Genomic DNA, 20,360 nt, shown 5'->3' on the forward strand with positions numbered 1-20,360 from the left:
ATCCGCCGTGTCCGAGTCCATCGTCATCGTCGAGTCGCCGGCCAAAGCGAAGACGATCGCCAAATACCTCGGTCGAAAATACCGCGTCCTCGCCTCGATGGGCCACGTCCGGGATCTGCCGAAAAGCGAGCTCGGCGTCGACATCGAGGCCGGATTCGTCCCCAAATACATCACCATCCGCGGCAAGGGAGAGGTGCTCAAGGCGCTCAAAGACGCGGCAAAAAAGGCATCCCGCGTCTACCTCGCCTCCGACCCCGACCGGGAGGGGGAGGCGATCGCCTGGCACCTGGCGCAGTACTTAAAGCTCGATCTCGACGCGCCGATCCGGGTCGTCTTCCACGAGATCACCGAGCGGGCGGTCAAAGAATCGTTCCAACATCCCCGGAAGATCGATCGGGCCCTCGTCGACGCTCAGCAGGCGCGGCGCATCCTCGACCGGCTCGTCGGCTACCAGATCAGCCCGCTCCTCTGGAAAAAGGTCAAAAAGGGCCTCTCCGCCGGCCGCGTCCAGTCGGTGGCGGTCAAGCTCATCATTGACCGAGAAAACGAAATCGAGGCGTTTGTCCCGGAAGAATACTGGACCGTCGACGTCCACCTCGAAGCCGCCGCCGGAGAACTGGTGGCGCAGTTTTACGGTTACGGCGAGGAAAAGACGCCGCTTCGGTCGTCGGCGGACGTCGCGGCGCTCCTTCGGCACATCGAAGGCCGGCCGTTTGTCGTCCTCGACGTCGCCCGCCGGGAGCGGCGGCGGAAGCCGCCGGCGCCGTTTACGACGAGCACCCTTCAGCAGGAGGCGTCCCGAAAGCTCGGCTTTCGCGCCACCCGGACGATGCGGGTCGCCCAGGAACTCTACGAAGGCGTCCCCCTCGGCCCGGAAGGCCACGTCGGCCTCATCACCTACATGCGGACCGACTCCGTCCGGGTGTCGGAACTCGCCCAGGCGGAGGCCCGGGCGTACCTCGCCGAGGTCTTCGGCGACGCTTACGTGCCGGCGGCGCCGCCGGTGCGGAAAGCCCGCGCCGGGGCCCAGGATGCCCACGAGGCGATCCGGCCGACGTCAGTCCGCCGGACGCCGGAGGCGGTCAAGCCGTACCTTTCGCGGGATCAGTACCGCCTCTACCGCCTCATCTGGGAGCGGTTTGTCGCCAGCCAGATGCCGCCGGCCGTCTACGACACGACGACGGTGACGATCGGCGCCGGCGATGCCCGCTTCCGGGCCGCCGGATCGGTGATCAAATTCGACGGTTTCCTCCGAGTCTACGAGGAGGCGACGGAAGACCGTCCGGCGGCGGAAGCCCGGGAAGCAAAAGGCGGCGGCAAGTCCGAAGACGTCGGGGAGGAAGACTTCGGCGAGCTCCGGCGGATCGTCCCCGTCGAGCGGGGTGAGACGCTCCGCCACCTCCGGACGGATCCGCGGCAGCATTTCACCCAGCCGCCGCCCCGCTACAGCGAAGCCCAGCTCGTCAAGACGATGGAAGAGCTCGGCATCGGCCGGCCGTCGACGTACGCGCCGACGATCGAGACGATCCAGAAACGGGGCTACGTCGTCCTCCGGGACCGGCGCTTTCATCCGACGGAGCTCGGCCGGCTCGTGACGGAGCTTCTCGAGCGGTTCTTCCCGGAGATCATCGACGTCTCCTTTACGGCCAAGATGGAGGCCGATCTCGACCGAATCGAGGCAGGGGCCCTCGATTCCCGGACGCTCCTCGAGACGTTTTACGCCCAGTTTCAGCGCCGGCTCGAGGCGGCGGAGGCGGAGATGGCGCCGGTCACCCTGGAGCCGGAGTACGCCGGCGTCGACTGCGATGTCTGCGGCCGGCCGATGGTCGTCAAGACCGGCCGCTACGGCAAGTTTCTCGCCTGCTCCGGTTATCCGGAATGCACGAACACCAAGCCGTACGTCGTCTCGAGCGGTGCCCGCTGCCCGAAGTGCGGACAGGGGGAGCTCGTCGAGCGGCGGTCGAAGCGGGGCCGGGTGTTTTACGGCTGCAGCCGCTTCCCGGAGTGCGATTTTACGACGTGGGACCGGCCGCACCCGGCGCCGTGTCCGGAATGCGGCGGCCTCCTCGTTCTGAAGGGCCGGCGGGGCCGGGAGATGGCCGTGTGCACCGCCTGTGGCGCCCGGTTCGACTTGGAAGCGCTCCCGCCGGTGGAGCCGACGCCCTTCCTCGTTCCCGGTCCCCAGGTTTCCGAAGGACCGGCGGGCCATGCTCCTGCGCCGGAAGCCGTCGGGGCGGGCGCCTCGGCGCCGGAGGCTTCCGAGGGGCGCGGGCCCGCGTCGGACGACACCGCGCCGGAGGCCGTCGCTTCGGACGGTTCCGGGCCGGACGTCCGCAAAAAGAAGACGTGTGACCGGGAGTACGTCCGCTAAATTGTGGACCCGGGCGCACCGTAATTCTGAATTATACCCGAACCCGGCACAATTTCCTTGCATTTGCCGGAGGGGCGTGATAAGATGGAAGCGCCGGAGGGGAAGGCGATGGAAGCGGCGCTTCTTTCTTTTTTGCGGTATCTTTCCGCCGAGCGAGGCGCATCCCGGCGGACGATCGAGGCGTACGCCGCCGACGTCCGAAGCTTGATGGCGTTCCTCGCCGAGGTTGGCGTCCGGCGGCCGGAAGACGTCACGCCGGCCCTCGCCCGGCAGTACGTTGCGGCGCTTCTCAAAGCGGGGCTGAGCCGGCGGACCGTCGCCCGGCGGGTGTCGGGGGCGCGGGCCTTTTTCCGCTACCTCGTCCGGGAAGGGCGGCTTCCGGCCGACCCGTTTGCCGCCGTCCGGCTCCTCCGCCGGGGCCGGCGGCTCCCGAAGGCGCTCATGCCCGACGAGATGCCTAAGCTGCTCGCGGCGCCGGCGGAGTCGCCGATCGGCCTTCGGGATCGGGCCATGCTGGAACTCCTGTACGCGAGCGGCCTTCGGGTGAGCGAGCTCGTCGGCCTTGTCCTCGGCGACCTCGACCTCGGCCGGCGGCTGGTGACGGTCAAAGGCAAAGGAGGAAAAGGCCGCATTGTCCCCTTCGGCCGTCCGGCGGCGGCCGCCCTCGCCCGGTACCTCGAGCAAGGCCGTCCCGCCCTCCTCAGACGGGCGCCGGCGCCGGTGGAGCACGTCTTCGTCGGCGTTCGGGGGGCGCCCCTTTCGGATCGGGCCGTCCGGCGGCGCCTGGAGCGTCTCCGCCGGGAGGCCGGCATCGCCGCCCGGGCGACGCCGCACGTGCTCCGACACACGTTTGCCACGCACCTTCTGGACGGCGGCGCCGACATCCGCGTCGTGCAGGAGCTGTTGGGGCATGTGAATCTTTCCACGACCCAGATCTACACGCATCTTGCGCCCAAGCGCCTGCGGGAGGCGTACCGGGCGTCCCATCCGCGGGCGACCCGCCCGCCGGAGCCCGAGCGGGAACCCGACCCCGGGGAACGCTGACCCCGGCGGTGCAAGGAGGCCATGCGCGCGTGGAAGGCTATGAGCTTCACGGGACGACGATCGTCGCCGTCCGGCATCGGGGCCGGTCGGCGATGGCCGGCGACGGCCAGGTGACGTTCGGCAATGCGACGATCATGAAGCAGACGGCCAAGAAGGTTCGCCGCCTCTATCGCGGCGACGTCGTTGCCGGTTTCGCCGGAAGCGTCGCCGACGCCTTCAGCCTGTTTGAGAAATTTGAGGCCAAGCTCGAAACGTATCACGGGAACCTCCCCCGGGCGAGCGTCGAGCTGGCCAAGGAATGGCGGACGGACCGCCTGCTCCGGCGGCTCGAGGCGATGCTCCTCGTCATGGACCGGGACCACCTCCTGATCCTCTCCGGAAACGGCGAGGTGATCGAGCCGGACGACGGCATCGCCGCCATCGGTTCCGGCGGACCGTACGCCCTCGCCGCCGGCCGGGCCCTCCTCCGGCATGCGCCGGCCCTTTCCGCCCGGGAGATTGCCGAGGCGGCCCTCAAGATCGCCGCCGAAATCTGCGTCTACACGAACGACCGCCTCGTCGTCGAAGAGCTGCCGGCGGAAGGAGGCGCCTGAGTGAACGGGAAGACCCTCACCCCGCGGGAGATCGTCGCCGAACTCGACAAATACATCGTCGGTCAGGAAGCGGCGAAGCGGGCGGTGGCGGTGGCGCTCCGGAACCGTTACCGGCGGAGCCGGCTTCCGGAGCCGCTTCGGGACGAGGTGATGCCGAAAAACATCCTGATGATCGGGCCGACCGGCGTCGGCAAGACCGAAATCGCCCGCCGCCTCGCCCGCCTCGTCGGCGCGCCGTTCGTCAAGGTGGAGGCGACGAAGTTCACCGAGGTCGGCTACGTCGGCCGGGACGTCGACGCCATGGTGCGGGACCTCGTCGAGGCGGCGATCCACCTCGTCAAGCAGGAAAAGATGGCCCTCGTCGAGGCGGAAGCCCGCCGCCGGGCGGAAGAGCGCCTCGTCGACCTCCTCGTCCCGTCGGGCCGGCGGACCGACCGGAGGCCGGAAAACCCGCTGGAGATGTTTTTCGGCCCGTTCGGCGGCGCCGGCGGCCAAAGCGGTGAGCCCCGTCCCGCCGGCGACGACGCCACCCGGGAGCACGTCCGGGCGCAGCTCCGGGCCGGCCAGCTCGAGGACACCCTCGTCGAGATCGAGGTGGAGGACAGCGCGCCGACGCCCCTCGAGATCATCGCCGGCGCCGGCGCCTCGGAGTTCGGCCTCAACGTGAAGGACCTCTTCGGCAGTTTCCTCCCCCGCCGGACGAAGCGCCGGCGCCTGCCGGTCCGGGAGGCGCGGCCGATCCTCATCCAGGAAGAGGCCCAGAAGCTCATCGACATGGAGGAGGTGCGGGAGGAGGCGATCCGGCGGGCCGAGCAGGAAGGGATCATCTTCATCGACGAGATCGACAAGATCGCCGGCCGGGAGGGCACCGCCGGCCCCGACGTCTCCCGGGAAGGCGTCCAGCGGGACATCCTCCCCCTCGTCGAGGGTTCGACGGTGATGACGAAGTACGGCCCGGTGAAGACCGACCACATCCTCTTCATCGCCGCCGGCGCCTTTCACGTCGCCAAGCCGTCGGACCTCATCCCGGAGCTCCAGGGGCGCTTTCCGGTCCGGGTCGAGCTTTCGGCCCTCACCGAGGACGATTTCGTCCGCATCCTCACCGAACCGGAAAACGCGCTCATCAAGCAGTACACCGCCCTCATCGAAACGGAAGGGGTGCGGGTGCAGTTCACACCAGAAGCAATTCGCGAAATTGCGCGATTGGCCGCCGCCGTCAATGCCCATACTGAAAACATCGGCGCCCGGCGGCTGCACACGATCCTGGAGAAGCTCCTCGAACGGCTGTCGTTCGAGGCGCCGGAGCGCTCCGGCGAGACGGTCGTCATCACGCCGGAGGTCGTCCGGGCGGAAGTCGGGCCGATTGCCGAGGACCGGGATCTCAGCCGATACATCCTGTGAGCCGCCCGGCCTGCCGCCGGCCCGGCCGACGCCGGCGGCCGGGATCTCACGCCGGATGCGCCAATCCTCGATCAACCGGAAAAGGAGGAACGTCCGATGAGCACCGATCTTTTGCACAAGACGCGGAAGATCAACCGGCTGCTGCAAAAATCGGCCGGCCAGAGCGTCAACTTCACCGAGATGGCGGAAGTGCTCCGGGACGCCATCGGCGCCAACGTCTACGTCCTCAGCCGGAAGGGGAAGGTCCTCGGGTACGCCATCCACACCGAGATCGACAACGAACGGATGCAGCAGATGCTCGCCGAGCGGCGCTTCCCCGAGTGGTACAACAACGAACTGCTGAAGGTCCAGGAGACGATGACGAACATCCCGATCGAATCCGACCTCACCGCCTTCCCGGTCGAGATGCGGGAGCAGCTCAAAGACGGCCTGACGACGATCGTGCCGATCATCGGCGGCGGCGACCGGCTGGGGACGCTGCTCCTCGCCCGGCTGAAGGAGCCCTTCAGCGAGTACGACCTCGTCCTCGCCGAATACGGAGCGACGGTCGTCGGCATGGAGATTCTCCGGGAGCGGGCCGAGCTCATCGAGCAGGAAGCCCGGAACAAGGCCGTCGTCCAGATGGCGATCAGCTCGCTCTCGTACAGCGAGCTCGAGGCGGTCGAGCACATCTTCAAGGAGCTCGACGGGACGGAAGGCCTCCTCGTGGCGAGCAAGATCGCCGACCGGGTCGGCATCACCCGGAGCGTCATCGTGAACGCCCTCCGGAAGCTCGAGTCGGCGGGCGTCATCGAATCCCGCTCCCTCGGCATGAAGGGCACCTACATCAAGATTCTGAACGACAAGCTCCTGCCGGAGCTCGAGCGCGTCCGGGCCTGAGCCGGGTCGCCCCCGGCCCCTTCGCCCGACCGGCCGATCGGCCGGTCGGGCGTTTTTTGCTCTGCCGGCCCCGGCCGACGACCGCCTTCGACCCGTTTCCGACGTTTTTCCTAATTTTTTTCCTGTGTCGATCGGGGAAAGTGAAAAAAAGGAAGATAGGACTTCCGGAGCATTGTTTTTCCGGTTCCCCGTCGGCTAGGATGAAAAAGGGATCAAAAACCCGGCAGTTCTAAAAAACCGGCCGGGGGCGCATTCGCCGAAAGGAATTCGTCGCCGGGTGTCGAATACGATGGTTGAAATCGTCGAACGGACGGGATCGAGATCGAACCGGGGAGGGCCCGATCCGGCCCTCCGCCGGGATTCGTCCCGTCCCTTCGACCGGCGCCATCCGCCGGGCGGCCTACGCCGGACGGCCGGCGTCCGAAGGGGTTCGGCCCGGCGCATCCGCTCTTGACCGAGCCGCTTGGCCCCGGCCGATCGGAGCGCCTCCGCCGCGTTTCGCTCGGCGTCTCCTCCGTTTGACCGGCGCGATCTCAGGTCCCTTCGGCACGGGAAGAAAGGACGGTGCCCATGCTCGACCGGATGTTCGGCCTCCTCGGCCTGTCGCTCGACGGCGTCTACCTCCGCCAGCAGGCCCTGGCGAACAACATCGCCAACGCCGACACCCCCGGCTACCGGCGCTTCGACGTCGTCCTTCAGGAGGCGGCCTCCGCCTTCCGCGGCCGGACGGACGCCCCCCGGCACCTTCCGATCGGCGGTTCCGCGGCGCCGGCATACCGCCTCGTCGAAGACCGGGGGACCCGCGGGAGCATAAACGGCAACAACGTCGACCTCGACTACGAGCTCGTCTCCCTGGCGGACAACGCCCTCCGGGGCGAGACGCTCGTGGAGATCGCCGGCGCGACGCTCCGGCGGCTCACCGTCGTCCTGCGGGAGGGCCGCTGACGATGGTCTGGGCATCACCGCTTTCGATCAGCGCCTCGGGGCTCACCGCCGGCCGGCTCCGGCTCGACGTGATCGCGGAAAACATCGCCAACGCTGACACGACTCGGGCGACGTTCGAAGGCGGCCGCTGGCAGCCGTACGTCCGGCGGACGGTCGCCCTCGAACCGATTCCCCTCCGGCCGGCGAATTTTGCCGCCGAGCTTCAGGCGGCGCTCGGGTCCCCTGCCCGCCCGTCGCCCGTCGGCACCGGGATGCTCGCGGGCGGCGTCCGAGTCCGGGCGATCGAGCGGGATCCGTCGCCGCCCAAGCGCGTCTACGACCCCGGCCATCCGGACGCCGATGAAGGCGGCTTCGTCGCCTACCCCAACGTCGAGTTCACCCGGGAGATGGTCGACCTCCTCGCCGCCGCCCGGGCCTACGAAGCGAACGCGACGGCGTTTGCCGTCGGCAAGGCGCTCTGGCAGAAGACGCTCGAACTCGGGCGCCGCTGATCGGCCTCTTCGATCCGGCGGTTCGTCGGGCCGGCGAAGCGTTGGATCGATCCGACCTTCGAGGATCGGGCTTCCAGAATCGCTTCTCGAAAGGAGGGAGACGATGGCCGGACCGTTTTCCGGGATCGCCCCTCTCACCGCCTTCGCGCCGGTCGGAGCGGCCGGCGCCGCGCCGGTCGGGAACCGGCCGGAGGCCGCCGGCGCCGATTTTCGGACGGCGCTTCGGGACGCCTTGAGGGCGTGGGAGGCGGCGGAGCGCCAGGCGGAGGCGAGCGCCGGGGCGTTTGCCCTCGGCCTTCCGGTGCCGCCGCACCGGGTGATGCTCGATCTCGCCCGGGCGGAGCTCATCGTCGAGACGGCGGTCGCCGTCCGGAACAAGGCGATCGAAGCGTATCAGGAGCTCATGCGCATGCCGCTTTAAAGCCGGCGGCCGCGCGCGATGCGTTGAGGTGTAGAGGGTGCTGGAGAGGCTGAAGGCGTATACAAGCGCGGCGATCGAGCGGATCAAGGGGCTTTCGCCGCGGGCCCGGCTCTTCGGCGGGCTCGCCTTGGCCGCCGTGGTCGCCGCCGGGCTGGTGGCGGTTCTGTATGCCCGGCACGTCGATTACGAGCGGGTCTACACCAACCTCACGGAACGGGAGATCGGCGAGATCGCCGCCCGGCTGGATGCCGAAGGCATCCCCTACCGGATCGCTCCCGACGGCCGGAGCCTCGACGTGGACCGGCGGCGGGCCGCCGAAGTGCGGGTGAAGCTCGCCGCCGAGGGGCTGCCCCGGACCGGCACGATTACATACGACGCGCTGGCGAAAAACACCGGCATGGGGCTGACGGACCGGCAGTTTTCCACGCTGGAGCGGAAGGCGCTGGAAAACGAGCTGGCCCGGATGATCGAGACGGGCATCCGGGGCGTCGAGCGGGCGCAGGTCATGCTCACGCTGCCGGAGCCGTCGATCTGGGTCGCCCAGGCCCCCGGCGAAGCGAGCGCCGCGGTCATCCTCCACCTCGCCCCCGGCGTCCGGCTCGAACCGCCGGCGGTGGCCGCCCTGTACACGCTGGTGGAAAAAAGCGTGCCGAACTTAAAGCGCGACAACATCGCCATCACCGACCAGTACGGCACGCTCCTCGAACCGCCGCCGGCGGGGGAGGCGGCGGACGCCCCGGATTACGCCCGCATGCAGGAGGTCAAGCGGGCGATCGAGCGGGACGTCGAAGGGGGCCTCGCCCGCCTCCTGACGCCGATCTTCGGCCCCGGCAAGTTTGTCGTTCAGGCGTTTGCCACCGTCGACTTTACGGCCCGCCAGAGCGAAGAGCACCTCGTCACGGCGCCGGATGAGGCCAACCGCCAGGGGCTCGTCCTCAGCATGGAGAAGCTCTCCGAGACGTGGCAGGGGGAGGGGCAGCCGCCGGGCGGGATCGCCGGCGTCGGCACGACGGACGTCCCCGGGTATCAGGCGACCGGGACGGGGCGCGGGCAGTACGAGCGGACGGAAGACCGGGTCAACTACGAGCTCAACCGCATCACCCGCACCGTCAAGGAACAGCCGTACGCCCTCAAGGATCTGGCGGTGAACATCGCCCTCGACGCCGGCGCCCTCGGCCTGGATCCGAACGACCCGAGGGTCGCCGACCTCACCGGCCGGGTCCGGGACATCGCCGCCAACGTCGTCCGCTCGGCCCTGGCCGACGCGGGAGCGAACGCCGGCGATCCCGCCGGGCGCGTGCAGGTCGTCGTCGAAAAATTTTCCACCGGCGCCGAGGCGGGAGGGCCGCCGGCCGCGCCGTGGTGGCAAGACTGGCGGGGGCTCGTCGCCGCCGGCGTTCTCCTCGCGCTGATCGCCCTTTTGGTCTTCCTCCTCATCCGGCGGCGGAAGGCGCCGGCGGAAGCCGATGCGCCGGGCTTTTCCGCCGTCCTTCCGCCGGAAGCGGAAGCGGTGCCGCCGCTTCAGCTCGAGGAGACCGACGAGGCGCGAATTCAAAAGCAGCTCGAACGCCTCGCCCGGGAAAAGCCGAAGGACTTCGTCGCCGTGCTTCGGACCTGGCTCAAAGAAGACGGCTGAGGCGCCCGGCCGGCGCACCCGGGCCGGCGCCGGGAAGCGGTGGGGGTGAAAGGCGGTGTCGCGGGGCGGAAAAGAGATGCCGGGGATCAAAAAAGCGGCGATTCTCCTCATCGCCCTCGGGCCCGAGGCTTCGGCGCCCGTGTTTAAGCACCTCCGGGACGACGAGATCGAGCGGCTGACGCTCGAGATCGCCAGCCTCACCAGCGTCGAAATGGAAGAAAAGGCCGCCGTCATCCGGGAGTTTCACCAGCTGTTTGTCGCCCAGCAGGCGATCGCCCAGGGCGGCATCCAGTACGCCAAAGAACTGCTGGAAAAAGCCCTCGGGCCGCAGAAGGCCCATGAGGTTTTGAGTCGCCTGACGGCGGCCCTCACCGTCCGGCCGTTTGATTTCATGAAAAAAGCCGATCCAATGCAGGTCTTAAATTTCTTGCAAAACGAACATCCCCAGACGATCGCCCTCGTCCTTTCGTACCTCGACCCGAAGCAGGCGGCGCCGATCCTCTCGGCGCTCCCGCCGGAGCTTCAGACCGAGGTGGCGACGCGGATCGCGACGATGAGCGGCGCGGCGCCGGAGGTGATCGACGAGATCGAGGCGATCCTCGAGCAGAAGCTCGCTTCGACGGCGTTTTCCGACGTCCGGCAGGCCGGCGGCATCGAGCAGGTCGTCGCCATCTTAAACGGCGTCGACCGGAGCACCGAGCGGACGATCCTCGAAGCGCTGGCGGAGCGGGATCCGGAGCTGGCGGAAGAGATCAAGAAGCGGATGTTCGTTTTCGAAGACATCATCCTCCTCGACGACCGGTCGGTCCAGCGGGTCATCCGGGAGGTGGCGAACGAAGACCTCCTGCTCGCCCTCAAAGCGGCCAGCGAGGACGTCAAGGCGCACATCTTCCGGAACATGTCGCAGCGAATGGCGGAAAATTTCCGGGAGGAGATGGAGTACATGGGGCCGGTCCGCCTCCGGGACGTCGAGGACGCCCAGCAGCGGATCGTCGCCGTGATCCGGCGCCTCGAGGAGGCCGGCGAGATCATCATCAGCCGGAGGGGGGACGAGATCATTGTCTAGCGTCATCAAGGGGGCGCCGCTCGCCGGCCGTCCGCTCGTCCTCGTCGTTCCCCCGCCGGCGCCGAAGCGCCCCGCCGCCGGGTCGGGGCCGTCCGGCGGCACCCCGCCCCATGCCGACCTCCCGGACGCCCCGGCCCGCGCCGACGCCGATCCGGAAGCGGAACGGGCGGCGATCCTCGCCGCCGCCCAGGCCGAGGCGGCGGCGATCCTGGAAGCGGCCCGGGCCGACGCGGAGACGATCCTCGCCGCCGCCCGGAAGGAGGCCGAGCGGCTTACGGCCGAGGCGAGGGCGGCGGCCGAAGCGGAAGGGTACCGGGCCGGCTATGCCGCCGGCGAGGCCGCCGGCCGCCGGGCGGCGGAGGCCGCCTACGCCGAGCGGCTTGCGGCCGTCGCCGCCGCCCGCTCGGCCCTTGAGGCGGAATTCCGGGCCGCCCTCGACGAGGCGCTGCCGGCGCTCGTCCGCCTCGCCCTCCAGGCGGCGGAAAAGATCGCCCGCCGGGCCCTTTCGGACGACGGGGCGTGGGTCGCCTATGCCCGGGAGATCCTCCTTTCCGCCCCCCTTCTCGAGACGGTGACGGTCTACGCCCCCGCGGAGCGGTACGCCGCCCTCGTCGGCCGGCGGTCGGAACTCGCCGCCGCCCTGCCGGAAGGGGTCGCCCTGCGCCTCCTGCCGGCGACCGACCTCGTCTCCGGCGTCCGGGTGGCGACGGAGGGCGGGATCGTCGACGCTTCGGTGGAGGGGCAGATCGAGCGCCTGGCCGCCGCCCTGCTCGAGGCGGCCGCCCCGACCGGGGGGAACCCGGGGGAGGGCTCGCCGCCTCCCGGGGGCGACCCGCTGCCGGCGCCGCTCGGGGCGGAGGGCGGACGATGAAGGACGGCCTTCGGGAGAGGCTCGCCGCCCTCGGGGCCCGGCTGGAGGCGTTTCAGCCCCTCGAGCTTCAGGGCGAAGTCCAGGAAGTCGTCGGGCTTCTCATCGTCTCCCGGGGGCCGGCGGTCGCCGTCGGCGATGCGGTCCGGATCGTCCCCGAGGGCGGCGGGGCGGAGGTGCTGGCGGAAGTCGTCGGCTTTCGCCGCGGCGCGGTCCTCCTCATGCCCCTCGGCGATCTCGGCGCGGTGGGGCCCGGAGCCCGCGTGCGCCCGGCCGGCGGCCCCCTGTCGGTCGTCGTCGGCGAAACGCTCGTCGGCCGCGTCCTCGACGGCCTCGGCCGGCCGCAGGACGGGGGGGCGCCCATCCGGAGCGAGCGGCGGCCGGTGTTCCGGCCGCCGCCGCCCCCCCTCGCCCGACCGCCGATCCGGGCGCCGCTTCCGGTCGGCATCCGGGCGATCGACGGGCTGCTGACCGTCGGCCGGGGACAGCGGATGGGAATCTTTGCCGGAAGCGGCGTCGGCAAAAGCACGCTCCTCGGGATGATCGCCCGGGGGACGGCGGCCGACGTGAACGTCATCGCCCTCATCGGCGAGCGGAGCCGGGAGGTGCGGGAGTTTCTCGAGCGGGACCTCGGCGAAGCGGGCCGGCGCCGGTCGGTCGTCGTCGCCGTGCCGAGCGACCAGCCGGCGCTTCTCCGGATGAAAGGCGCCTACGTGGCGACGGCGATCGCCGAATATTTTCGCGACCGGGGGCTCGACGTCCTCCTCATGATGGACTCCCTCACCCGCTTTGCCCACGCCGCCCGGGAGGTGGGCCTCGCCTCCGGCGAGCCGCCGACGACGAAAGGCTATCCGCCGTCGGTGTTCGGGCTTTTGCCGAAGCTGTTGGAGCGGGCGGGGACGAGCGAGCGGGGGTCGATCACGGCGTTTTACACCGTCCTCGTCGACGGGGACGACCTCACCGATCCGATCGCCGACGCCGTCCGGGGCCTCCTCGACGGGCACATCGTCTTAAGCCGCGCCCTCGCCCAGCGGGGGCACTTCCCGGCGATCGACGTCCTCGAGAGCACAAGCCGGGTCATGCGGGCGATCGTCCCGCCGGAGCAGCTCCATCTCGCGACGCGTTTTCGAGAGCTCGCCGCCGTCTACCGCCAGTCGGAAGACCTCATCGCCATCGGCGCCTACCGGCGGGGACAGAACGCCCGGCTCGACGAAAGCCTGAAGCGCAAGGAGGCGATGGACGCCTTTTTGCGGCAGGACGTCGACGAGCGGGCCGCACCGGAGGAGACGCTCTCGGCGCTTCAGGCGGTGTTTGCCGATTGATCCGGTCGGTCGACCGAACCGGTTCGCGGCTCCGACCGGTTCGCCGCCCGATCCGGTCGGCCGACCGGAGACCGAACCGGTTTGCCGACGAAAACGGGGGGAAGGCCGTGCGCTGGCTGGAGCGGCTTAAGCGACTGGCCGAGCAGGAAAAGGCGCTTCGGGAACTCCGCCTCCGGGAGGCCGAGGCCGCCGCCCGGGAAGCCGAGGCAAGGCTTTTGGCCCGGCAGGCGGAGGCGGCCGCCGCCGCCGCGCAGGTCCTCGGCCGGGCCGAGGCCGGGGTGCCGGCCTACGCCCTCCTCGTCGCCGCCGCCGACGTCTGGCGGCTTCGGGAGGCCCTGCGGTCCGAGGAAGCGGCCCACCGGGCGGCGATGGAGGGGGTGGCGGCCCGCCGGTCGGAGGTGCTGGAAAAACGCCGGGAAGTGCGGGCGTACGAGCGCCTGAGCGACCGGGTCCGGGCGCGGGCGCAGGCCGAGGCGGTCCGGCGGGAGCAGGCGTTTTTCGACGAGGTGGCCGTCCAGGGCTGGCGGCGGCGGCAAGGAGGAGACGACGATGGATGAGGCGAAACGCCCGTCGCGGCTCGACTGGGTGATTTACGTCGGACTCATCCCCGGCTTTTTCTCCGTCGTCGTGACGGCGGTGACGCTGGCGGCGTTCGGCGTCGACGTCCTGTCCTACGGCCGCTCCCTCTGGGCCAAGGGCGCCGCCCTCCTCCGGCCGGCGCCGGCCGAGGGCGGCGCGGCCCCGACCGAGACGGCGGCGGCGCGCCTTCAGGCGCTGGAGGAAGAAGTGCGCGCTCAGGCGGCCAAGATCGAAGAACAGGCCCGGGCCCTGGCGCAGCTGGAACAGGAAAAGGCCGCCCTGGCGTCGGAAAAGGCCGCTCTCGAGGCGGCCCTCGCGGCGGCCCAGGGCCAGCAGGCGGAGCAAAAACGAAGGGAGGAGGCCGCGATCCGGGCTCTGGAAGGACTTCCGCCGTCGAAGGCGGCGGAGATCCTCGGCCTCCTCGATCCGGGGCTCGCCTCGGCGATCTGGCTCGGCCTGGGGAGCGACGCCCGAAGCGCGGTCCTCGGGAAGCTGGCGCCGGAGAAGGCGGCGGACCTCGTCGCCCGCCTTCTGGACGGGTCGCCGGATCGGGCCGGAGCGCTCGCCCTCACGCTGAAGGCGATGCCGCCCGATGCCGCGGCCAAGCTCCTCGCCGACCTGTACGGCAAGCGTCCGGGGGTTGCCGCCACCGCTTTCGCCGCCCTGGATGCGCCGAGCCGGGGGCCGATCCTCGCGGCGCTCCCGCCGGCGGTCGGGCGGGGGCTCGTCGACCGGCTGACGCCGGACGCCGCCCGCTAGGCGGTGAGCGTCCAACCCCCACCGGCAAGGGAAAGGAGGAAAACGATGGCCGACACGATCGGTCCGGCGGCGGCGGTCCCGTCGCCGGCGTCCGAATCCGGCGACCGCCGCCGGATGCCGGACGCCGCGGTGGCGTGGGCGGCGGTCTGGGCGCTTGTGGCGATGGGCGAAGCCGCGGGCGAATCCGGTGGCGCCGAAGGCGGCGGAGGGGTTCCGGGCGCCGGCGTTTTGGGGAACGTTTTCGAAGAACCGGCGGGTACCGGATCCGGCGGCTTTCCTTCGGCGCTGAAAGAGGCCCCGGAAGGCTCCGGCGCTTTTGCTTCGGCCGGGGCCTTCGGCGAGGCCGCCGGCGCGGCCTTGGACGCCCTTCCGCCCGACCTCGCCGTCCCCGCCGTCGGGGCAGACGTCTCGATCGGCTTCGCCGCTTTCGACGCGGGAGCGGACGGTTTTTCCGCCGGAGCGAACGGCGCTTGGGCCGGGTGGAGCGGGCGTTTCATCGCCGCTCGGCTCCCCGCGTCGGCGGCCGGAGTAGGTGATGCCGTCGGCGCCGGCGGATCGGCGACCGGAGCGGGCGGCCGGCCGGCCTCGGGTCCGCCCGAAAGCGCGAGGGCGCCGGAACGGGCGGCCGCCGGATCGACGACCGAATCCGCCGCAGCTCAGGTGGCTCCTTCACCGGCCGAGGCCCCCGCATGGGCCGCCGCTTTCGCCTCTTTCGCGGTCGAAGGCGGAGATGTTCCGGGTGATCGGATCGGCCCGGCGAACGCCCGGCCGCCCGCCCGGTCGCCGGCCGGCGCCTCGGCCGGGGGGACGGGAACCGAATCGGGGCAGGCGGACGGTCGGGGACCGGTCCTCGCCCGGATTCCCGATCTTGCCCGGCTCGAGGCGGCGGTGGCGCGGCTCATTTCTGCCGCCTCCCGGGAGGCGGTCGCTCAGGCATCGTCGGACGGGCCGGATTGGCCTCCGGCCAGGACCGTCTCGCCTCAGGCCGCGCCTTCGGCGGACGGCGGATCGCCGGCCGGCCACCGCGAGCCGGGCGCCGGAGATCGGGGGGTGCTCGGCGGTTCGCTTCCGCTTCTGCAGCTCGTCCACCGGGGCGATCTCTGGCGACCGGCGCCGGCGGCGCCCCTTCCGCCGGAGCTTCAGGCGCTCGTCGCGCGGGCGGAGCTCCTTCGGGCCGACGGCCGCGCCGCGCACCTTCGCCTGCAGCTTCATGCGGACGGCCTCGGCGTGATGGACGTCGTCCTGAAGGCCGACGGGGATCGGCTCGCGGTCGTCTTTGCCGTCGCCGGCGAGGACGCCCGGGCGTGGGCCGAGCGGCACCTGGAGGCGCTTCGGGCGCGCCTCATCGCCGCCGGCTGGGCCGTCGACCGGATCGACGTCGCCGTCCGGGCGGAGGGGTCCGACGCGGTTCGGGTGCGGCCGGACGGAGAGGGCGGTCGGGAGCGGCCGCCGGAGGACGACCGTCGCCGGCGGCGGCGGGAAGGGGACGGGCGGGAGTTTTCGCGCTCGATCGAGGAGGGACGGACATGAACGACGTCGGGGCCGTCGCCGGGGAGGCGCGGATGTTCGCGGCATCTCAGGACGCTCGGCCGGCGGAATCCCGGACGGCCGACGAAAGCGCCGCCGGCCCCGGGGAGGCGGCCGGCCTCCGGGCGCTTCGGGAGCTCGACTTTTTGAAGCTCTTCATCGCCCAGCTCAAGTACCAGGATCCGCTCTCGCCGGTGAACGATCGAGAATTCATGCAGCAGCTTGCGGCGTTTGCGACGCTGGAACAGCTCGTTTTGCTGAACGACCGGATCGCGGCGATGAACCGGGAGATCGAAGCGATCCGCCGGCGCCTGGAGGGCGAACGTTCGCCGGAAGGGGCCTCCGCCCTGGAGGCCGCGCCGGCGTCCGGCGACCGGCCGCCGGAGAACGCCTAAGGGCGCGCCGTCGGGGGTCGGAGCGCGCCGCGGGCGCCTGCTGTCGCCGGCTCCGCGCCGCGTCGCGCCGAAGATCGGCGCGGCTTTGGCCCGCCGCCTCAAGATCGTCGCCTTCAGGCGACCGAAAGGGGGAGTTCGATGCTCCGCTCGCTCTACACCGGCGTTTCGGGGATGCGGGGCTTTCAGACGAAGCTGGACGTCGTGGCGAACAACATCGCCAACGTGAACACCGTCGGCTTCAAGGCCGGTCGGGCGATGTTCGCCGACGTCCTGAGCCAGACGATCGCCGGCGTCACGGCGCCGGAAGAAGGGACCCGGGGCGGGATAAACCCGATGCAGGTCGGCCTCGGGAGCAAGATCCGCTCGATCGACACCCTCTTTACCCAGGGAAGCCCGATGATGACCGGCGCGACGACGGACCTCATGATCGACGGGAGCGGCTTTTTCGCCGTTCAGGATGCGGCCGGAAACGTCTATCTCACCCGGGCCGGGAACTTTTACGTCGATGCGGCGCGGCAGCTGGTGACCGCCGACGGGCTTTTGGTCCTCGATGAAGGTGGCGGGCCGATTCAACTCGACGAAGGCCTCCAGAGCTTCTCGATCGCCAAGGACGGGACGATCATCCAGGTCCTCGCCGACGGGACCATCAACACCGATGTCCGGATCGGCGTCGTCCGCGTCGCCAACCCCGCCGGGCTGGAGAAGGTCGGCGAGAGCCGCTACCGGATGACGCCCAACGCCGATCAGGAGACGGATCCGCTGGCGCTCATCGGCCCGCCCGGCGAAGAAGGGCGCGGGGAGATCCTCTCCGGCTTCTTGGAGATGTCCAACGTCGACCTCACCACCGAATTTACGGAGATGATCGTCGCCCAGCGGGGGTTCCAGGCGAACGCCCGCATCACGACGACGTCCGATGAGGTCTTGCAGGAACTGGTCAACCTGAAGCGCTAACATCGGCCCACCTGAAATGATCCTGAGGGGTTCGCCGGCCGGCGATCCGGTCGGCGTCAAAAACGGCCGGGTCCCGCCGCGGCCGAGGAGGAGGGGGCGGCGTGCTGGAACTTTCGCGCCGGAGCGGGGAGCGTTATTATCTCAATCCGCTTCTCATCGAGACCGTCGAGGCGACGCCGGATACGGTCATCACCCTCGTCACCGGCAAAAAACTCGTCGTCCGGGAGTCCGCCGACGAGGTCGTCCGGCGGTTCGTCGCCGCCGTCCGGGACCTCGCCCCCGGCGGGCTCCTCCGGGCGCCGACGGCGGGCGACCCCGAACGAGGCGGAGCGTCGGTGCCATGAGACAGCGGCTCATCGGTCTGTCCGTCGTCCTCATCGTCGCCATCGGCACGCTGGCGGTCGTCACCGCCCTCCTCTGGCGGTATGTCATCGCGCCGCCGGTGTCTCAGGCGCCGGCCAGGGCGGAAGAAGGCGGGGACCTCCTTCGTTACGCCAAATACAGCGTCGAGACCGGCGATCTGACGACCGACCTCAAAGACAAGCATTACATTCTTCTTAATCTCACGATCATGACCGATTCCAAAAAGGCGGCCGATGCCCTGGCAGAGGCCATGTTCATCGTCAAACGGGAAGTGATCGGCGTCCTGTCCGAAATGACGTCCGAGGAGCTCCTCACGGAGCAGGGCGTCGCCAAGATGGAGGCCGCCGTCGCCGAGCGGCTCCGGCCGTATCTCCCGGATGGGAAGATCCTGAAGGTGGCGACGACGAAAAAGGTGATCCAGTGACCCCCGCCGGCGGGAAAGGGGGGCATCCTGTGAGCGACGTTTTGTCCCAGGCGGAGATCGACGCGCTGCTTGAGGCCCTCACGTCCGGAGAGATGAACGTCGAGGCGCTCCGGCAAGAGGAGGCCTCCGCTCGCGTCCGGGCGTACGACTTCAAGCGGGCGCTCCGCTTTTCCAAGGACCACATCCGGACGCTGACGCGGATTCACGAAAACTTCGCCCGGCTGCTTTCGACGCATTATTCGACGATGCTCCGGAGTTACGTCAGCCTCGCGGTGGCCTCCGTCGACCAACTGCCGTATGAGGAGTTCATCCGCTCGATCGGCGCCAGCACGATCGTCGGCGTCTATTCGGCCGCGCCGCTCAAAGGCAATTTTCTCATCGAGTTTTCGCCGGCGCTCGCCTACGCCTTGCTGGAGCGGGTGCTCGGCGGGAGCGGGGCGCGGCCGTTTCAGCGGTATAACTGGACGGAGATCGAGCAGCGGATCGTCGAGCGGCTTCTCACCCGGGCCGGGCAGGTGTTCCGGGAGTCGTGGCAGCAGATGATCGAGCTCACGCCGGAGCTCGAAGATGTGGAGACGAACCCGCAGTTTCTTCAGATCATCTCGCCGAACGAAATCGTCGCCGTCGTGACGCTCAGCGCCAAAATCGGCGAGATGAGCGGGATGATGAACATCTGCCTGCCGCACGTCATGCTCGAACCGCTTTTGAACCGCCTGACGGCCCGGCACATGCTGTCGACCGTCCGGCGGGAGTTGACCGACGAGGAGCGGGCCCGGCTTGAGCGGCAGATCGCCCGGACGCCGGTGCCGGTCGTCGTGGAGCTCGGCCGGGCAACGCTACTCCTCCGGGAACTCCTGTCGCTCGAGGTCGGCGACGTCGTCCGGCTGAACCGCCGCACGGAGGAGCCGCTTCTCCTCTACGTCGGCTCCCGGCCGAAGTTCACCGTCCGCCCGGGCCGGTCGCGGCGCAAGCTCGCGGTCCTCGTCGAGGGGCCGGTGAAGGAGGATGACGCCGATGGCGGATGAAAAGAACCGGGATCTGTTGAGCCAGGAAGAGATCGACGCCCTCCTTCGGGCCGTTCAGGACGACGCCGGGACGGACGTTCCGCCTTCGGCGCCGGAGGTCGCGGCGGAACTCGACGGACTGGAAGCGGACGTCCTCGGGGAGATCGGCAACATCAGCTTCGGTTCGGCCTCGACGGCGCTGTCGCAAATCTTGAATCAGAAGGTCGAGATCACCACGCCGATGGTGTCCGTTGTGGAGACGGCGGCGCTGTACGACGACCTGGCCTATCCCCTCGTCGCGGTGTTCGTCGATTACACCGAGGGGCTTCAGGGGACGAACGCCCTCCTCCTTCGGGCCCGGGACGCGGCGGTGATCGCGTCTCTCATGATGGGCGGGGACGGGACCGGCGTCGGGGACGATCTCGGCGAGCTCGAGCTTTCGGCGGTTCAGGAAGCGATGAATCAGATGATGGGCTCGGCGGCGACGGCGATGTCGGAAGTCTTCGGCGGCCGGGTGAACATCTCGCCGCCGCAGGCCCGGTTCATGGAGCGGCCGACCGACGAAGGGCTCTGGCCCCTGTCCGAAGAGCGGCGGCTCGTTCGCGTGGCCTTCCGGCTGAAGATCGGCCGCCTCGTCGACTCGTCGATTATGCAGCTCGTCCCGCTTCCGTTTGCCAAGGCCATGGTCGCCCGCCTGCTCGGCGGCGCGGCGGAGCCGGCGGGCGATGCGCCGGCGCCGGACGCCTTGGCGCCTTCGTCTTCGGGCGCCGGGAAAGAAGCGGGCGGGAGGCCCGACGTTCCCGAAGCGGGATACGGCGGGACGGAGCGGCCGGACGTCGGCCGGGCGCCGGGCGGCGAAGCGGCGAGGCCGTCCGCCCGGGTCGCTCCGGTCGGCGGGGAGGCCCCGCGAAGCGCGGGAGCGGGCCGCGCTGAAGCGCCGTCGGGGGGAGCGGCCGGCGCGCCCTCCGGCGGGCCGGCGGGAGCCCGGGTGCAGCCGGTGGTCTTTCCGGACCTTTCGGCTTCCGCGCCGGTCGGGGCGGGGTCGGAGACGCTCCAGCTTCTGCTCGACGTTCCCCTCGAGGTGACGGTCGAGCTCGGCCGGACAAAGCGGCTCATCAAGGACATCCTCTCCCTCGCTCCGGGGTCGATCATCGAGCTGGACAAACTCGCCGGCGAACCGGTGGACATCTACGTCAACCACAAGCGGATCGCCCGCGGCGAAGTCGTCGTCATCGACGAGAACTTCGGCGTCCGGGTGACGGAAATCATTAGCCCCTGGGAGCGCCTCGGCACGCTGGAGTCCTAAGCCCCGGCGGGGGCG

21 protein-coding genes are annotated in these 20,360 nt (G+C 70.1%); all 21 read left to right on the forward strand.

Translation table 11 applies throughout. The features are described from left to right. The first annotated feature begins 7 nt into the window (after positions 1 to 7). The gene (gene topA / locus K2M58_RS02795) at positions 8 to 2,371 is read left to right on the forward strand and encodes a type I DNA topoisomerase (RefSeq protein WP_220678196.1); all 2,364 of its coding nucleotides are present in this window, start codon (positions 8 to 10) and stop codon (positions 2,369 to 2,371) included. 84 nt (positions 2,372 to 2,455) lie between these two features. After that, a complete protein-coding gene (locus K2M58_RS02800) occupies positions 2,456 to 3,415 on the forward strand; it encodes a tyrosine recombinase XerC (RefSeq protein WP_220678197.1) in 960 nt (319 codons plus the stop codon). 29 nt (positions 3,416 to 3,444) lie between these two features. Further along, on the forward strand, positions 3,445 to 4,008 hold the full coding sequence (hslV, locus tag K2M58_RS02805; RefSeq protein ID WP_066441242.1) for an ATP-dependent protease subunit HslV: 564 nt from the start codon (positions 3,445 to 3,447) through the stop codon (positions 4,006 to 4,008). Then, the gene (gene hslU, locus K2M58_RS02810; protein ID WP_220678198.1) at positions 4,009 to 5,409 is read left to right on the forward strand and encodes an ATP-dependent protease ATPase subunit HslU; all 1,401 of its coding nucleotides are present in this window, start codon (positions 4,009 to 4,011) and stop codon (positions 5,407 to 5,409) included. Between the two features lie 96 nt (positions 5,410 to 5,505). Further along, entirely contained in the window at positions 5,506 to 6,288 is a 783-nt protein-coding gene (gene codY, locus K2M58_RS02815; RefSeq protein WP_066200007.1) for a GTP-sensing pleiotropic transcriptional regulator CodY, read from the forward strand. Positions 6,289 to 6,858: 570 nt separating this feature from the next. Continuing rightward, positions 6,859 to 7,233, forward strand: a complete 375-nt coding sequence (gene flgB / locus K2M58_RS02820; RefSeq protein WP_066200010.1) for a flagellar basal body rod protein FlgB — start codon at positions 6,859 to 6,861, stop codon at positions 7,231 to 7,233. Positions 7,234 to 7,235: 2 nt separating this feature from the next. Further along, positions 7,236 to 7,724 (forward strand): flagellar basal body rod protein FlgC, encoded by a 489-nt coding sequence (gene flgC / locus K2M58_RS02825; RefSeq protein WP_220678199.1) that lies wholly within the window; start codon positions 7,236 to 7,238, stop codon positions 7,722 to 7,724. Between the two features lie 103 nt (positions 7,725 to 7,827). Beyond that, positions 7,828 to 8,145, forward strand: a complete 318-nt coding sequence (locus tag K2M58_RS02830) for a flagellar hook-basal body complex protein FliE (RefSeq protein ID WP_066200016.1) — start codon at positions 7,828 to 7,830, stop codon at positions 8,143 to 8,145. A gap of 37 nt (positions 8,146 to 8,182) precedes the next feature. Beyond that, the gene (gene fliF, locus K2M58_RS02835) at positions 8,183 to 9,781 is read left to right on the forward strand and encodes a flagellar basal-body MS-ring/collar protein FliF (protein ID WP_066200019.1); all 1,599 of its coding nucleotides are present in this window, start codon (positions 8,183 to 8,185) and stop codon (positions 9,779 to 9,781) included. A gap of 76 nt (positions 9,782 to 9,857) precedes the next feature. Next, a complete protein-coding gene (gene fliG, locus K2M58_RS02840; RefSeq protein ID WP_066200023.1) occupies positions 9,858 to 10,847 on the forward strand; it encodes a flagellar motor switch protein FliG in 990 nt (329 codons plus the stop codon). After that, entirely contained in the window at positions 10,840 to 11,718 is an 879-nt protein-coding gene (locus K2M58_RS02845) for a flagellar assembly protein FliH (RefSeq protein WP_220678200.1), read from the forward strand. The genes fliG and K2M58_RS02845 overlap by 8 nt, the downstream gene beginning before the upstream one ends. After that, positions 11,715 to 13,037 carry a FliI/YscN family ATPase gene (locus tag K2M58_RS02850; RefSeq protein WP_220678201.1) on the forward strand — a complete coding sequence of 441 codons (1,323 nt, stop codon included), beginning with the start codon at positions 11,715 to 11,717 and terminating at the stop codon, positions 13,035 to 13,037. Before K2M58_RS02845 ends, K2M58_RS02850 begins: the two co-directional genes overlap by 4 nt. A 107-nt stretch (positions 13,038 to 13,144) precedes the next feature. Further along, positions 13,145 to 13,594: a flagellar FliJ family protein gene (locus K2M58_RS02855; RefSeq protein WP_169816913.1), complete on the forward strand. Its 450-nt coding sequence runs from the start codon at positions 13,145 to 13,147 to the stop codon at positions 13,592 to 13,594. Continuing rightward, positions 13,587 to 14,375: a MotE family protein gene (locus K2M58_RS02860; RefSeq protein WP_220678202.1), complete on the forward strand. Its 789-nt coding sequence runs from the start codon at positions 13,587 to 13,589 to the stop codon at positions 14,373 to 14,375. The genes K2M58_RS02855 and K2M58_RS02860 overlap by 8 nt, the downstream gene beginning before the upstream one ends. A 45-nt stretch (positions 14,376 to 14,420) precedes the next feature. Continuing rightward, positions 14,421 to 15,905 carry a flagellar hook-length control protein FliK gene (locus K2M58_RS02865; protein WP_220678203.1) on the forward strand — a complete coding sequence of 495 codons (1,485 nt, stop codon included), beginning with the start codon at positions 14,421 to 14,423 and terminating at the stop codon, positions 15,903 to 15,905. Further along, positions 15,902 to 16,297, forward strand: coding sequence for a flagellar hook assembly protein FlgD (locus K2M58_RS02870; RefSeq protein ID WP_220678204.1), 396 nt, complete (start codon positions 15,902 to 15,904; stop codon positions 16,295 to 16,297). Before K2M58_RS02865 ends, K2M58_RS02870 begins: the two co-directional genes overlap by 4 nt. 138 nt (positions 16,298 to 16,435) lie before the next feature. After that, the gene (gene flgG / locus K2M58_RS02875) at positions 16,436 to 17,248 is read left to right on the forward strand and encodes a flagellar basal body rod protein FlgG (protein WP_220678205.1); all 813 of its coding nucleotides are present in this window, start codon (positions 16,436 to 16,438) and stop codon (positions 17,246 to 17,248) included. Positions 17,249 to 17,349: 101 nt separating this feature from the next. Then, positions 17,350 to 17,592 carry a flagellar FlbD family protein gene (locus tag K2M58_RS02880; RefSeq protein WP_220678206.1) on the forward strand — a complete coding sequence of 81 codons (243 nt, stop codon included), beginning with the start codon at positions 17,350 to 17,352 and terminating at the stop codon, positions 17,590 to 17,592. Continuing rightward, a complete protein-coding gene (locus K2M58_RS02885; protein ID WP_220678207.1) occupies positions 17,589 to 18,035 on the forward strand; it encodes a flagellar basal body-associated FliL family protein in 447 nt (148 codons plus the stop codon). The genes K2M58_RS02880 and K2M58_RS02885 overlap by 4 nt, the downstream gene beginning before the upstream one ends. Before the next feature lie 29 nt (positions 18,036 to 18,064). Then, the gene (fliM, locus tag K2M58_RS02890) at positions 18,065 to 19,060 is read left to right on the forward strand and encodes a flagellar motor switch protein FliM (RefSeq protein ID WP_220678208.1); all 996 of its coding nucleotides are present in this window, start codon (positions 18,065 to 18,067) and stop codon (positions 19,058 to 19,060) included. Continuing rightward, positions 19,050 to 20,345 (forward strand): flagellar motor switch phosphatase FliY, encoded by a 1,296-nt coding sequence (fliY, locus tag K2M58_RS02895; RefSeq protein ID WP_220678209.1) that lies wholly within the window; start codon positions 19,050 to 19,052, stop codon positions 20,343 to 20,345. The genes fliM and fliY overlap by 11 nt, the downstream gene beginning before the upstream one ends. The last annotated feature ends 15 nt before the right edge of the window (positions 20,346 to 20,360 follow it).

It is taken from the genome of Hydrogenibacillus sp. N12, from assembly GCF_019645935.1.
Lineage (GTDB): Bacteria > Bacillota > Bacilli > Thermicanales > DSM-22653 > Hydrogenibacillus > Hydrogenibacillus schlegelii.

Bases quoted from the DNA above. Each gene is read 5' to 3' on its own strand.
- K2M58_RS02885 (WP_220678207.1), top strand. From the start codon at position 17,589: ATGAGACAGCGGCTCATCGGTCTGTCCGTCGTCCTCATCGTCGCCATC.
- flgC (WP_220678199.1), top strand. From the start codon at position 7,236: ATGGTCTGGGCATCACCGCTTTCGATCAGCGCCTCGGGGCTCACCGCC.
- K2M58_RS02870 (WP_220678204.1), top strand. From the start codon at position 15,902: ATGAACGACGTCGGGGCCGTCGCCGGGGAGGCGCGGATGTTCGCGGCA.
- K2M58_RS02830 (WP_066200016.1), top strand. From the start codon at position 7,828: ATGGCCGGACCGTTTTCCGGGATCGCCCCTCTCACCGCCTTCGCGCCG.
- K2M58_RS02850 (WP_220678201.1), top strand. From the start codon at position 11,715: ATGAAGGACGGCCTTCGGGAGAGGCTCGCCGCCCTCGGGGCCCGGCTG.
- fliG (WP_066200023.1), top strand. From the start codon at position 9,858: ATGCCGGGGATCAAAAAAGCGGCGATTCTCCTCATCGCCCTCGGGCCC.
- codY (WP_066200007.1), top strand. From the start codon at position 5,506: ATGAGCACCGATCTTTTGCACAAGACGCGGAAGATCAACCGGCTGCTG.
- fliY (WP_220678209.1), top strand. From the start codon at position 19,050: ATGGCGGATGAAAAGAACCGGGATCTGTTGAGCCAGGAAGAGATCGAC.
- K2M58_RS02800 (WP_220678197.1), top strand. From the start codon at position 2,456: ATGGAAGCGCCGGAGGGGAAGGCGATGGAAGCGGCGCTTCTTTCTTTT.
- K2M58_RS02865 (WP_220678203.1), top strand. From the start codon at position 14,421: ATGGCCGACACGATCGGTCCGGCGGCGGCGGTCCCGTCGCCGGCGTCC.
- flgG (WP_220678205.1), top strand. From the start codon at position 16,436: ATGCTCCGCTCGCTCTACACCGGCGTTTCGGGGATGCGGGGCTTTCAG.
- K2M58_RS02860 (WP_220678202.1), top strand. From the start codon at position 13,587: ATGGATGAGGCGAAACGCCCGTCGCGGCTCGACTGGGTGATTTACGTC.
- flgB (WP_066200010.1), top strand. From the start codon at position 6,859: ATGCTCGACCGGATGTTCGGCCTCCTCGGCCTGTCGCTCGACGGCGTC.